General features: G+C 42.5%; 12 protein-coding genes and 1 tRNA gene. 8 read left to right on the top strand and 5 right to left on the bottom strand.

The genetic code is table 11. The annotated features are described in order from the left end of the window. Positions 1 to 5: 5 nt before the first annotated feature. Positions 6 to 242, bottom strand: coding sequence for a hypothetical protein (locus RM556_RS13605; protein ID WP_311374864.1), 237 nt, complete (start codon positions 240 to 242; stop codon positions 6 to 8). 205 nt (positions 243 to 447) lie between these two features. Here RM556_RS13605 and RM556_RS13600 point away from each other — a divergent pair, with 205 nt between their 5' ends. Further along, complete coding sequence (locus RM556_RS13600; RefSeq protein ID WP_311374863.1) at positions 448 to 957, top strand: prepilin-type N-terminal cleavage/methylation domain-containing protein; 510 nt, start codon at positions 448 to 450, stop codon at positions 955 to 957. Between the two features lie 50 nt (positions 958 to 1,007). Here RM556_RS13600 and RM556_RS13595 read toward each other — a convergent pair. The 3 genes from RM556_RS13595 to mutY form a co-directional block, all read right to left on the bottom strand. After that, positions 1,008 to 1,083: transfer RNA gene (locus tag RM556_RS13595), tRNA-Phe, on the bottom strand. Between the two features lie 122 nt (positions 1,084 to 1,205). Next, a complete protein-coding gene (locus tag RM556_RS13590) occupies positions 1,206 to 1,478 on the bottom strand; it encodes an oxidative damage protection protein (protein WP_311362217.1) in 273 nt (90 codons plus the stop codon). A 77-nt stretch (positions 1,479 to 1,555) separates the two neighbouring features. Further along, entirely contained in the window at positions 1,556 to 2,680 is a 1,125-nt protein-coding gene (mutY, locus tag RM556_RS13585; protein WP_311374862.1) for an A/G-specific adenine glycosylase, read from the bottom strand. Positions 2,681 to 2,807: 127 nt separating this feature from the next. Between mutY and trmB the strand changes: the two genes are divergently transcribed. The 4 genes from trmB to arcA all read left to right on the top strand — a co-directional run bounded on the left by trmB (position 2,808) and on the right by arcA (position 7,041). Beyond that, positions 2,808 to 3,533: a tRNA (guanosine(46)-N7)-methyltransferase TrmB gene (trmB, locus tag RM556_RS13580; RefSeq protein ID WP_311374861.1), complete on the top strand. Its 726-nt coding sequence runs from the start codon at positions 2,808 to 2,810 to the stop codon at positions 3,531 to 3,533. A 1-nt stretch (position 3,534) separates the two neighbouring features. Further along, positions 3,535 to 4,593 (top strand): methyltransferase, encoded by a 1,059-nt coding sequence (locus RM556_RS13575; protein ID WP_311374860.1) that lies wholly within the window; start codon positions 3,535 to 3,537, stop codon positions 4,591 to 4,593. Positions 4,594 to 4,649: 56 nt separating this feature from the next. After that, a complete protein-coding gene (locus RM556_RS13570) occupies positions 4,650 to 6,068 on the top strand; it encodes a glycogen synthase (protein ID WP_311374859.1) in 1,419 nt (472 codons plus the stop codon). A gap of 268 nt (positions 6,069 to 6,336) precedes the next feature. Beyond that, positions 6,337 to 7,041, top strand: a complete 705-nt coding sequence (gene arcA / locus RM556_RS13565) for a two-component system response regulator ArcA (protein ID WP_311362212.1) — start codon at positions 6,337 to 6,339, stop codon at positions 7,039 to 7,041. A gap of 302 nt (positions 7,042 to 7,343) precedes the next feature. On the opposite strand, the gene pmbA is transcribed toward arcA, so the two are convergent. Beyond that, positions 7,344 to 8,675 (bottom strand): metalloprotease PmbA, encoded by a 1,332-nt coding sequence (pmbA, locus tag RM556_RS13560; protein WP_311374858.1) that lies wholly within the window; start codon positions 8,673 to 8,675, stop codon positions 7,344 to 7,346. Positions 8,676 to 8,757: 82 nt separating this feature from the next. Here pmbA and yjgA point away from each other — a divergent pair, with 82 nt between their 5' ends. From yjgA to RM556_RS13545, 3 genes are all read left to right on the top strand, one after another. Continuing rightward, positions 8,758 to 9,285 (top strand): ribosome biogenesis factor YjgA, encoded by a 528-nt coding sequence (yjgA, locus tag RM556_RS13555; RefSeq protein ID WP_311374857.1) that lies wholly within the window; start codon positions 8,758 to 8,760, stop codon positions 9,283 to 9,285. Positions 9,286 to 9,290: 5 nt separating this feature from the next. Next, positions 9,291 to 11,717: an Ig-like domain-containing protein gene (locus RM556_RS13550; protein WP_311374856.1), complete on the top strand. Its 2,427-nt coding sequence runs from the start codon at positions 9,291 to 9,293 to the stop codon at positions 11,715 to 11,717. A 204-nt stretch (positions 11,718 to 11,921) separates the two neighbouring features. Then, the gene (locus RM556_RS13545; protein ID WP_311374855.1) at positions 11,922 to 13,082 is read left to right on the top strand and encodes a carbohydrate porin; all 1,161 of its coding nucleotides are present in this window, start codon (positions 11,922 to 11,924) and stop codon (positions 13,080 to 13,082) included. The last annotated feature ends 99 nt before the right edge of the window (positions 13,083 to 13,181 follow it).

The raw sequence follows: 13,181 nt of genomic DNA, 5'->3' as shown, positions 1-13,181 counted from the left end.
AGTAACTAATTAACATCAAATCGTTTTTGCTTACACTGATAACGGTGATTTTTAAACTGTTTTAACTTAGCTCGATACTTCTCACCTTGCTTGATTTTATAACCCGCCCGCATCTTACTCACAACGATTTTTATCTTTTTATCCAAGCCAGTGCAAGTCCGTTCTGATGGCGTAAATTCTGCTTTCGCAGTGATCACTAGAAGTGATACTGCAATCAATGAAGAGAGAATATAGTTAGTCATTTTTCCTACCTTGTATGCTTCGTTATCCGCCAGATAAAACAGCTTCTACTTCTGGCTTTGATTGTTATCAATTGGTATAGATTATGTCTCTTGAAACGGGCGGTGAAAACTGAACTGTGGGCAAGTTTTGTATACTTTTGATGTGTATTAAGTTTGATTAAAAAACGCTATTATTCGCGAATTGTAGTCATAAAGAGGTATTCGAATGCCACATGCAAGTTTCCGTGGATTCACTTTAGTAGAATTGATCATTGTAATCGTAATTCTCGGGATTTTAGCTGTCACCGCTGCACCTCGTTTACTGAACTTAAGTGGTGATGCTTATGCTAGCACTATGCGGGCCGTTCAAGGTGCTATTAACGACGGTAAGCAATTGGCCTTTTCAAAATGCATCACTGAACCTACATGCGATGCTAGCGCTCCACCAGCTACGGGAAATGGCTTGGGAAACAGCATTACAGTTCAAGGCGAGTCTATAACCTTAGCCTTTGGTTATCCAAGACATACTGCTGCAGGTATCGCGAGAATGATCAATATCTCGGATGTCGATGACGGTGGTCAGTTTGAAATCACTTCATTCACATCTGCAGGCAGACCGGGCATTAGGATTCGTCCTAACGCAAACTATGCTGCAAATGAATGTGAAATCCGTTATTCACAACCTTTAGCAATTGGCGAGCTGCCACTTATTGAATCTGAGCTTGATGGTTGTTAAGGCCGAAAAGAAAAAACCCCGAACATTTCTGTTCAGGGCTCTTAGAATAATGGTGCCTCGACCCGGGATCGAACCAGGGACACGCGGATTTTCAATCCGCTGCTCTACCAACTGAGCTATCGAGGCAATCGCGACTGCGTTTGCACGCTGTATTTCGCTGTGGGTGCGTATTAAACGGATTTTGCCCTCTCAAGTCAAATATTTTTTGCGCTTTTTATGACTTTAATTAGCAAAACACGTTCAAACGGTTATTTTGTAGGCGGAACGTAACCTTCAATTGTAGGTTCGATACCCTTAAACAAAAAATCGACCATTTTTTCTTCTAAAAAAGCGCGGTCGTTTGCTTCCATCATGTTGAGCTTATTTTCGTTGATCAACATGGTTTGTTTCTTTTGCCAAATACTAAAGGCTTCTTTCGATATATTATCAAAAATGCGCTTACCCACTTCACCAGGATATAACTGAAAATCGAGTCCGTCGGCTTCTTTTTTCAAATACTCGCAGTTAACCGTTCTACCCATTACATGTTCCTTCTAAATAATTTTTCATAGTATAGCTGATTGTCTAAGCTCATTCGCTATTAGTTGAGTAGTGGCGTTTAAAAATTTGTTTTCAAGTGATTTAATATTTTGATTGTTGGTGCTGAAAGGCCAATTTTACTTGGTTGATGCATATCGTACCAAAGCTGAGCAGGTACTTGATTATTATCTAGTGGTAGTGATTCAGCTACGCTCGATAATGGAGGCTGTTCTAGCTCTAAGAGTATCGGTGTTATAATCAGATGGAAGTGACTGAAAGTATGTTTAAAAGTTTCTAATTCAATCACATTACTGTTCGCCAACTCAACAGACTTTAACTTGTCTCGCAATAGTATCTTTGCCTCATCCAAGGTAACTTGTTCACTTTCATTAAATCCAGTTTCTAAGAAGCCCCATAAACCGCCCCATATGCCGCTCGTGGGTCTCTGCTGCATCAATAGTTGGCCTTGGTATGACGGAAGTAACATTGTGGTGTATTTCGTTGGAATTTGTTTCTTGGGCTTTTTAAAGGGAAATTCTGTTTGTTTTCCTTGGGCATAAGCCAAGCAATGACTTTGCATTGGGCATTCATCACATTTCGGTTTTGAGCGGGTGCAAACTGTCGCCCCTAAATCCATTATGGCTTGTGTATAGTCACCGTATCTTCCATTTTTCGCCTGAGGTTTGAGCGCCTCTGCCTCCTGCCACAGGAGATCTTCAATTTTCTTATTTCCGGGCCACCCTTCAATAGCCATAAACCGCGTAAGTACTCGCTTAACGTTCCCATCCATGATGGCAAACGCTTGATTGAGTGATAAGGACAAGATAGCGGCTGCGGTTGAACGCCCAATACCTGACAGCGCGATAACCTCGTCATAGGTTTGGGGGAACTGACCATCGTGTTCATCACGGACCTTTTGCGCCGCTTTGTGCATGTTGCGAGCGCGTGCATAGTAACCAAGGCCTGTCCACAAATGCAATACTTCATCTACCGGTGCATTGGCTAAATCGTTTACGGTTGGAAAGCGTTGCATGAAAGTGGTGTAGTAAGGGATTACGGTTGCAACTTGAGTCTGTTGCAACATAATTTCTGAGATCCAAACAGAGTATGGCGTTTTATTTTGTTGCCAGGGTAAGTTTTTGCGCCCGTGTTTATCAAACCATTGCAGCAAGGCATCGTAAAAAGAAAAGCTATTGGAAGTCACATTATCCGCACATCAGTCAAAGAATGGATTATAATACCGAACTTTTGTAGCAATAGACCAATCTATCGAATACTTTCTTCGGCGCGTCTATTCATGAATCATCCATTAATAAAAGATCCTAGGGTAAATGAAGTCATTTAACAGTGAAGAAGAAGCACGCGCTGCTGGCGTATATATCAGCAAAGTTAAAAGCTTTGTAAAACGCGAGGGCAGACTCACCAATGCGCAGGCTCGCGCCATCGAAACCAATTGGCCAAGCATGGGCCTCAGTATCGAACAAGGTTTACTAAACCTCGACGAGGTTTTCGGACGTGAAGCCCCAACCGTACTCGAAATCGGATTCGGTATGGGTAAGTCACTGGTTGAAATGGCAGCGGCCGCTCCTGAAAATAATTTTATTGGTATTGAAGTACATCGCCCTGGTGTTGGCGCTTGCCTCGCTGACGCTGAAGAAGCTGGCGTAAGCAACCTTCGTGTATTTGAACATGACGCTGTTGAAGTTTTAGCGCAGTGTATCGCTGACGAGTCTCTCTCTCGCTTGCAACTTTATTTCCCTGATCCTTGGCATAAAAAACGCCACCATAAACGTCGTATAGTGCAACCTGACTTCGTACAAAACTTACGAAGCAAACTCGCAATTGGTGGTACCTTTCATATGGCAACTGATTGGGAGCCATATGCTGAACACATGATGGCCGTGATGACACAGGCAGAAGGGTTTGAAAACACGTCGGACAAAGGTGCTCTAGGCTATGTTGAACGACCCGAATACCGACCAATAACCAAGTTTGAAGTACGTGGTCAGAAGCTTGGACATGGCGTTTGGGACATTATATTTAAGCGAGTGAGCTAAGATGCTGTCATTGCCGAGTCAACTGATTTTGCGTAACACCGACCTCTTTAGTGCCGGTCATTGGGCACTAGTGAATCCGACAGATTGCGAAATCTTTGCTGAATTGCGAGAGTTTACTGTCACTGGCTTACACCAATTTCACGATGTGTACTCGCAGAGTGAAAATACCAGTAAATTTCAACAGGTGTTTGCGCCAAGCTTTAATTTAGAACAACTCAAAAGCAACACGCCTTTAAATGGGGCAATCATCTATTTGCCAAAAGCCAAGCAGCAATTAGAAATGCTTATTGCAAACATTGCCGAGATGATTGTTGATGGCGGGCAGTTGCTTATTGTGGGTGAAAATAAGGCCGGCATCAAAAGCGTTGGGAAACTACTTGAGAAAGTGGGCGAAAATGTCAATAAAATCGATGGTGCTAAACACTGTGGATTAGTCTGTGTCGAAGTTAAACGCCCCGAGAAAGCAGCTAAGCCTTTTGATATTAAGAAATATGGTGTTGTGCGCACCTATTCGGTTAACGGTAAAGAGTTAAAAGTATTTTCACTTCCGGGTGTCTTTGGACACAAGCAATTTGATCCAGGTACGCAGCTCTTGCTTCAGCAATTTGAGCCCCGTTCCGATAAACTTTTAAACCTGAAAGGACAAGTGCTCGACTTTGCGTGCGGTACCGGAATTATTGGTACTTATCTCGCCCTTATGAATCAAAAAGTGAAAGTAACAATGAGCGACGTTTCGGCACTTGCGGTGTATTGTGCAGAGCGAACTCTGTCCTTAAACTCAGTTGAAGGTAAAGTTATTGCTAGCGATGGCATGAAGCAAGTTGACGGTACGTTTGATCACGTAGTGAGTAACCCGCCGTTCCACACGGGTGTGCATACCAATTACACAATCACTCAACAATTTATCGCTCAAGCACACAAACAAACGCGCCCCAGAGGAACTTTGGATATTGTTGCAAACAAGTTTTTGCCCTACAGTGAGGCGATGAATGCGGTGTATTTTCGTGCGAAGACTTTGGTTAGCACCAACAAATTTAATATTTATGAGGCTGCAAAATAACACGGTAAAACAACCTGAGTTGCTTGCTGTGCCGCCTTTAAGGAAGTAAAAAACAGATGAAAGTGTTGTTTTTAATTTCGGAAGTAGAAGACATCGTAAAAACAGGTGGGCTGGCAGATGTGGGTAAAGCGCTGCCTTTAGCGTTATCTGAATTAGACCATGATGTTAAAATTATACTGCCCTACTATAAGGCCGCATCTGACACTTTAAACCTGTCAAATTGTATTGCCCAACAAATTCTTTATGTAAACGATAAGCCCTATGCTTTTGATGTGAAAAATCTAAATTTCAACGGCATTGATGTCTACTTTGTGGATTACCCTGAATATTTTAATAGCGGCGCACTGTACGATGAGAGCGGCATAAGTAACGCCGAAAAGTTTACTTTCTTTTCTCTTGCAGCGTTGAGAACAGCCGAAGCTATTGGATTCAAACCAGATGTTTTACACGCAAACGATTGGCATACCTCGATGGCTTGCTACTTTGCTAAGCATTCACCTCTCTCGTATGAACACTTCGCTAGTACAAAGTCGGTGCTAACTGTTCATAATGCCGCTTTTCAAGGCGTCGAACACACTTTGAAAGTGCCAAGCTTAGACTCGAAAGCACCGGGTATGTATATTGAAAATGATCATATTAACATGCTGAAAACTGGGCTTTTATACGCTGATAAAATTTGTCCCGTTAGTCAGACTTATGCTCAAGAAATATCTACAGCATTAGGCAGTCACGGAATCGATGATGTCATTCGACAACGTATTAATAGTGTGGAAGGTATTTTAAATGGCTGTGACTACGAGCAATGGGATCCGAGCACTGATGAGTTTATAGCTGCGCATTTCAGCAGCGAAGACATGCAAGGAAAAGTGGCTTGTAAAAAAGATCTGCAACGTACTTTTGGACTTCGTCAAAACGCCAAAACACCATTGTTGGGTATGGTTTGTAGGACCACATTGCAAAAAGGTTTCGGTTACTTGATGCCGATCCTCGAAAGCTTATTAGATCATGATGTTCAACTGGCGTTGGTTGGCACTGGGCAGAAAGATATTACTGATGAGCTTCATAGAATAGCAGCCAAACATCCCAAGCAGTTCGTGTTCATTGAAGACTTCAAACCTGATTACGCACATAAAGTAGAAGCTGGAGCAGACTTTTTTCTAATGCCATCAGAGTTCGAGCCTTGTGGTTTGAATCAAATGTATAGTTTGGCTTATGGTACCGTTCCCATTGTGCGAGGTATTGGTGGTTTAAAAGATACGATCATCAATTATGGCGAGGAGAATAGCACCGGGTTTGTGTTCCAAGAGCCTAGCTCAGAAGCCTTATTATCGGTGATCAGGAAGGCTCTACTGGTAAGGTTGGAAGCAAAGAAAGAATTTTCAGCGCTGATTTCACGCGGAATGAAACAAAAATTCACTTGGGAAGAAGCCGCTGAAAAGTATTCTGAAGTTTATTCTGGCCTAAAAAGTCATTAAAAACATTAAATTGGAAGTAAAAATTGTGGTCTAGTACTAATTTCCTATTTTCAATTTGCTTACATTTTTAATATACTCTTGTATGAAATATGTAATTTAATTACATATTCTGTAATTTTTTAAAACTTGTTGCATTTTTAACTCGCGTACAAAAATAGAATGAAGTCGTCGCAACAAGCTAAATAATCGAAAAATTTTCAAAGAAAACGACTGAAATTTATCAATATTCTGATAAACTCAAATTTGAAATGTTAACAGAGTGTAAACAATGCAAACGCCAAATATCCTTATCGTAGAAGATGAAGTAGTTACACGGACTACCCTTAAGAGCTTATTCGAAGCTGAAGGTTACAATGTTTTTGAAGCTGAAAACGGCGAAGAAATGCATGATTTTTTCCAAAACAACCAGATTAACTTGGTTATTATGGACATTAACCTGCCTGGCAAGAATGGCCTTATTTTAGCGCGCGAAGTGCGCGACAGAAAAAACGTTGGCCTTATTTTCCTAACTGGTCGCGACAATGACGTAGACCGTATTCTAGGTCTTGAAATCGGTGCCGACGATTACCTAACCAAGCCATTTAACCCTCGCGAATTAACTATTCGTGCCCGTAACTTATTGTCTCGCACTAGCAGTGCATCTGAAGATGATGATTTACCAAGCAAGGTTAGCTTCAACGGTTGGACCTTAGACGGCGACAGCCGCAGCCTAATCTCACCAGCAGGTAAAGAATTTAGATTGCCACGAAGTGAATTTAGAGCCCTGCATTTGTTTTTAAGCAACCCAGGTAAAATACTAACTCGCGAACAACTCATCATGGAAATGACGGGCAGAGAATTGCGTCAAAACGATAGAACAGTCGATGTAACGATTCGTCGTATTCGTAAGCACTTCGAGTCAGAGCCGAACGATGAAGAGTTGATTGTCACCATTCACGGTGAAGGCTACCGCTTCTGCGGTGAAGTTGATTAATCACCAACTTATATTTTAATTCATTAAAAACCCAATCATTTGATTGGGTTTTTTATTGCGCGTTTGACTATACAAGAAGTGAAGGGAGTCCCTGTAAACTGTGCAACCTTCAAACGGCAGGACGCCGTTTGGGAGCTGTCATGGATGACGAAAAGTTTATTTGCTTATGGTAAGAGAAGTGCGCCTACTAATAGTGTGAAACCTGCAAACGGCAGGACGCCGTTTGAGAGCTGTCATGGATGACGAAAAGCGTGTTTCATACTATCAGTAGGTGCACTTCTCTCACTAAAATTAAGTAAAAATTAAGCCCCAGCGACTTGCATAGACTCAATCAAAACAGAACCCGTTTGTATACTTCCACGGACCTCGGTCTCTGCGCCAATCGCGACAATATTATTAAACATATCTTGCAAGTTGCCCGCTATGGTAATCTCATGCACTGGGTACTGAATGATACCATTTTCAACCCAGAAACCAGCCGCGCCACGAGAATAGTCGCCATTAACAATATTCACACCTTGCCCCATGAGTTCAGTAACAATTAGGCCTGTACCCATTTTTTGAAGCAGCTCTTGGTCTGTTTCACCTGTCGAGTTTACTAACCAATTGTGAATTCCACCTGCGTGCCCATTTGTTTTGAGCTTCATTTTGCGGGCCGAATAACTCGTTAATAGGTAATGTTGAAGCACACCTGAATCTACGATTGTCATGTCTTCAGTACGAACACCTTCATTATCAAACGGCGAGCTCGCTAAGCCTTTTAACAAGTGAGGTTTTTCTTCGATCGTAAGCCAGTCAGGGAATACCTTAGTGCCGATACTATCGAGTAAAAATGACGATTGCCTAAACAAGCTACCACCACTAATTGCGCTAACAAAATGACCAAACAAACCACTCGCAATATCGCGATGGAATAATACTGGCACCTTGGCAGTGTTAATCTTTTGGGCACCTAATCGACTCAAGGTTTCTTTTGCTGCTTCTTTACCCACAATAGTAGGGACATCTAATTTGTGCGCTTCACGACCGATTGTGTAGGCGTAGTTACGCTGCATATCGTCGCCGTCTTGAGCGATCAACACACAACTTAAGTTATAACGACTGCTCGCATAGCCTGCGTTTATTCCATGCGTATTTCCATAAACTCTTACCCCTAAATTAGCGTTGTATGAAGCGCCGTCAGAGTTAACTATCTTTGAGTCATAGTCCAGACCAGCCGTTTCTGATTCAATCGCGAGTTTTATTCCTGCTTGGGTATCTAATTCTATAGGATGGTATAGGTCTAATTCGGGAATTTCTGTCGCTATAAATTCCTTATCAGCGATGCCTGCACACTCATCTTCGTTGGTATATTTTGCGATTTCTACCGCTTTTTCAACTGTCAATTTTAGCGCTTCTGGACTCAAATCAGCGGTTGATGCACTGCCCTTTTTTTGGCCTACAAACACTGCTATACCTAGGCCGCCGTCATTTGTAAACTCAACGGTTTCAACTTCTTTCATGCGAGATGATACTGCAATCCCCTGAACTTTCGACATGCTTGCTTCTGCAGCCGTCGCGCCCTTTTTTAGTGCCAAACGCAACGCGTCATCAACGACATTTTGAATTTCTGCTAACTGCTTTTCAGATTCCATAATTTATTTTTACTGTCCAAACAATAGTGTGACGGTTACAATCTGCGCTAATTCTACCACTAAAGAAATGAAAAAACTTTATATGAATACCGAACCGAGTCATGAGCCTTTGCTAGATGAGAATGGCGATCCAATCAAAAGCAAAACGCAGTTAAAACAAGAAGCAGAAGACTTAAAAAAAATAGGCGGCATTCTAGTAGATCTGACTCCTGGGCAGTTAAATGAGATCCCTTTGGACGATGAGCTAATTGACGCCATCGCACTTGCTCAGCGCATAAACAAGAAAAAAGACGGCTTTCGTCGTCAATTACAGTTAATTGGCAAACTACTGCGAAGCCGCGATATAGCAGAGATTGAATCAGCCATTAATAAATTACGCGCCCACCACCTAAAGTCAAATACGCACTTTCACCTATTGGAAGAGTTAAGAGATAAAATTGTGGATAAGGGTGACAGCGCAATTCAAGAGTTATTGAATGAACATCCACAACTAGACCGACAAAAATTAAGGCAAATGCAGCGTCAGGCCGTTAAACAGAGAGAAACTGAAAAGCCACCTAAAGCTGCACGCGAAATTTTTCAGTATTTAAAGCAGAACATTGAAGAGTAGTTTTCATGACAAAACGATTATCCAAACTTTTTGGTATAGCCTTTCTTGCTAGTACCTTAGCCGCTTGTAACGGCGCTTCAGGCGACAATGAAGAAACCGATCCGCTAGAAGATTTAGCACCTGTTACATCCATCATAGTTGAGGTCCTTGATGGCAACTGTGAAGCTGTTGATGGGAACGCCTTCGTGGTCGGAGATACTGTTTGTGTACAAGCAACACTGACGCAAGATGATGTCTTAACTAGTGGTGAAATAATCGCTTTTAGCGCCGATATCGGTGAGCTATCTGCGGCGACTAAATTAACCGATGCGAATGGCATCGCGCAAGTTACACTCGACTCTAGCAACGCTAACGTAGGTGCTGGTGTATTATCAGCGACTTTCGACGGCGCTGTTGGCTCTGTTAACTACGAGTTTTTATCTGCTCAAGAAACTGACGCCACTCTATCAAGTATCAGTGTTAATCTTCTCGACAGTGAAGGGAACCCAATTACCCGTTTTCAAGCTAACGACGTCGTTCAGGTTCGAGCTGTATTGCTAGACAGCAATGCTGATCCAATTGAAAATCAAATTGTTAGTTTTCAGGCCTCATCTGGAGAGCTATCTGTTGACCAAGCACTTACAAATGCGAATGGTCTTGCCCAAGCTTCTTTAACGCCAAGCGAGTCTGACCTCGGAGCGGCAAGCTTAAGCGTTACTTTCAACGACAATGACACAGTGATAACTGATTCAGTAAACTATGAAGTTCAAGCCGCTGGCACAGTGAACGATTCTATTGTGCGTATTGGTCATTTTGAAAATGGCGTATTCATTGAGAATGTATTAGGTTTCGCAGGTACTACTAGTTCGGACGACGTCACTATTAGCGCAGGGGCAACGCTTGGAGTGAGAGTTGACGTTGTCGATGAGAACGATCAAGCAATCAACTTAAGTACGCCGGTGACCTTCACTTCGGTATGTGTTCAGGCGGACAAAGCAACGTTAGATGATACAGTCAATACAATCAACGGTACAGCAAATGCTACCTATAAAGATATCAGTTGTGCCGGTGGTGCTGGAAACGATGACACCATTGCAGCCAGTGTCACCATTAATTCCACAACATTAACCGTAGCACGGGATTTGAGTTTATCAGCCGAATCTGTGGGCTCTATTGCCTTTCTTTCCGCGTCACCAGAGAGCATTGTTTTACAAGGCACGGGTGGTCAAGGAAGTGAATCTGTTTCCACACTGACCTTTCAAGTAAATGGTGCTGAGGGTAACCCATTGGCGCAACAAACAGTACGCTTCAGTCTAAACACTAGTACCGGTGACTTGAGTTTATCGCCAGCGACAGGCCTGACTAATTCTGAAGGGCAAGTAAGTGTGAAAGTCACCGCGGGTAACGTTCCTACCTCTGTTCGTGTCACTGCAGAAGTTGATATCAGTGATACCGAAACATTGCAGACTCAGTCTGACCTGCTCACAGTGAATACTGGCTTACCTGATCAAAATAGTTTTTCTCTATCTTTCAGCAATTTGAATCCAGAGGCGTTCAGCCAGAATGGCGAGCAGGTAACGGTTACGGCCAGTTTAGCTGATACATTTAACAACCCTGTACCTGATGGAACCGCAGTTTCATTCACCACTGAAGGCGGTTCTATTGAACCAAGTTGCTTAACAACAAGTGGCGTCTGCAGTGTCGTTTGGACTAGCTCAAATCCGAGACCGAGCGACGGTCGAGTGACTATTCTAGCAACCGCGATTGGTCATGAAACATTAGTTGATAGTAATGGTAACAATGTATATGACGATGCCGATGGTGCAGCTATTACTAGTAACAACGGAAGTGGCTTGGATTTCGTTTTTCCTTCAAGATCAGGTTTTGTCGATTTAAGCGAAGCGTGGCGAGATGACAATGAAAACCGTGTAAAGGATAGCAATGAAGTGTTTTTGGACTTCGACAATTCAGGCGTGTTTGAAGGGCAAAATGGTTTATTTGATGGTCCTCAATGCACAGGTAGTGCTTGTGGCGAAGCTAGCTTGCACGTGAGAAGTGCACAGGTATTAGTGATGTCACAAAGCGCAGCACTGATTTCTGTAAGCACTGGCGGTGTTGAAGTTGCTAATAACTCTACTCCAAGCTCGGGCACTCCAGTTGCATCGATTGTCAGAGAAGAGAGCTTAGGATTTACATTTACGTTTTCCGATACGGCAAATCAACCCATTCCTAGCGGCTCAACAATATCGGTGAATACCAATGCAGGTACTTTATCCGGCCAAACAAGCTTTACTATGCCGCAAACAAACCAAGAGGGTAGCAGAAGCGCTAGCTTCCGATTAACTAACAGTTTGGTTGCAGGTGACCCGGCTACAGATGCAACGTTAAGTGTAACGATAACAAGCCCATCAGGGCTCGTATCCCAAGTATTCTTTCTCGTAACGCTGTTGTAAGAAATCGAGTAAATTGGCTCACAGTCGAGTCAAAAGCAATTTTTTAACGGCTTCTTTCAGAAGCCGTTTTTGTTTGTTTGTTAAATTGTCAAACCACCTTAATTTAGTCTCGAAAACACGTCTTTAAGCCTTGTTTTTATTTGGTAATTTGTAGTTCCACAGTCATTGGGATATTCTATCAGGCCTTTAGTCATTAGGAGTTACATGTTCTCTCTTAGCCTTTCGGCGCAAGTCCCCACCTTCTTAATTGTCAGTTTCATTCTTTTTACAGTCCCGTCACCATTGCGTTCGGAAACTGAAAAAACAATAAACAACGAGACAAATATAAGTGTCATTTACAGCAGTGATTTTCTCTCCAATCGAAATGGTGGTAAGGAGTCTGGCTCAGCGTATCTTGATTTCGCGACAATAGAGTTACGTCATCAGATTGATTTTGCTAAAGAACAAAAATTGAATTTATTTGTGTCGGGGATTTATGCTAATGGTGCTGAGTTCAGTACGACGAAATCAGGTGATATTCAAGGCGCATCGGGTATTGAAACTGGCGTTAATCTGAAACGTGTGCATGAAGCATATGTACAATTATCAAACAAATCCCACTCAATGTTGTTAGGTCTTTATGATACGAACACGGAGTTCGATGTACTCGATAGTGCTAATTTATTCGTCAATGCAGCTTACGGTATGGGAAATACACTCGGCTCCAGTGGCACAAACGGACCATCAACCTATCCTTTCCCGGGCCTTTCAATACGCTATCAGTATAGAAACGAAGACCTGTCTTTTCGATTTGTGGTCACCGACGGTGTACCAGGTGATAGTCAGCATCCAGATGCCACAGGCTTGAATTTATCATCAAGCGAAGGTTACCTGAATATTGCAGAATTAGAGTATTTAAGCGACGGCACTAAATGGCTTATCGGTACTTGGCAATACTCAAGGAACACCTTGCGTGATGATCTTCCAAATACACAGAGTAATACAGGACTGTACCTGCGTGTGGAGCACCAGTTTCAAGAACTCGAGGGGCTTACAGGATTTGCTAGATTGGGCTCAGGCAGTGAGCAACTTAATGCATTCTCACGATTTTACAGTGCCGGCTTGGTAAAAACAGGTCTATTATCAACAAGGCCTGATGACGCCATAGGTATTGCTTTTGCGTATGCAGAAGGCTCATCTGACTTCGATTTGACAGAAAATATGACTGCGCTAACAAATGGTGAATTGAATATCGAATTGACTTACCTAATGAAAGTGACAGAGTATTTGTCGGTCCAGCCTACTTATCAATGGATAGATAATCCATCGGGCCAAGACATCTCCACCGCTCAGATTATCGGCCTTCGAACCATATTGTCATTCTAAAGTGATGTGAATGCATCGGTATTTATCTTAGCGTGTTGTAGATAAAGTAAAACCCTACTCAAGATCAGTTTTCTTTTCACTGCAATTTGCCATTATGTA

Source organism: Alteromonas sp. W364, from assembly GCF_031846205.1.
GTDB classification, from domain to species: Bacteria; Pseudomonadota; Gammaproteobacteria; order Enterobacterales; family Alteromonadaceae; genus Glaciecola; species Glaciecola blandensis.
This window is presented reverse-complemented; position numbering and strand designations above follow the sequence as displayed.

Bases quoted from the DNA above. Each gene is read 5' to 3' on its own strand.
- RM556_RS13605 (WP_311374864.1), bottom strand. From the start codon at position 242: ATGACTAACTATATTCTCTCTTCATTGATTGCAGTATCACTTCTAGTG.
- RM556_RS13600 (WP_311374863.1), top strand. From the start codon at position 448: ATGCCACATGCAAGTTTCCGTGGATTCACTTTAGTAGAATTGATCATT.
- RM556_RS13590 (WP_311362217.1), bottom strand. From the start codon at position 1,478: ATGGGTAGAACGGTTAACTGCGAGTATTTGAAAAAAGAAGCCGACGGA.
- trmB (WP_311374861.1), top strand. From the start codon at position 2,808: ATGAAGTCATTTAACAGTGAAGAAGAAGCACGCGCTGCTGGCGTATAT.
- RM556_RS13575 (WP_311374860.1), top strand. From the start codon at position 3,535: ATGCTGTCATTGCCGAGTCAACTGATTTTGCGTAACACCGACCTCTTT.
- RM556_RS13570 (WP_311374859.1), top strand. From the start codon at position 4,650: ATGAAAGTGTTGTTTTTAATTTCGGAAGTAGAAGACATCGTAAAAACA.
- arcA (WP_311362212.1), top strand. From the start codon at position 6,337: ATGCAAACGCCAAATATCCTTATCGTAGAAGATGAAGTAGTTACACGG.
- pmbA (WP_311374858.1), bottom strand. From the start codon at position 8,675: ATGGAATCTGAAAAGCAGTTAGCAGAAATTCAAAATGTCGTTGATGAC.
- yjgA (WP_311374857.1), top strand. From the start codon at position 8,758: ATGAATACCGAACCGAGTCATGAGCCTTTGCTAGATGAGAATGGCGAT.
- RM556_RS13550 (WP_311374856.1), top strand. From the start codon at position 9,291: ATGACAAAACGATTATCCAAACTTTTTGGTATAGCCTTTCTTGCTAGT.
- RM556_RS13545 (WP_311374855.1), top strand. From the start codon at position 11,922: ATGTTCTCTCTTAGCCTTTCGGCGCAAGTCCCCACCTTCTTAATTGTC.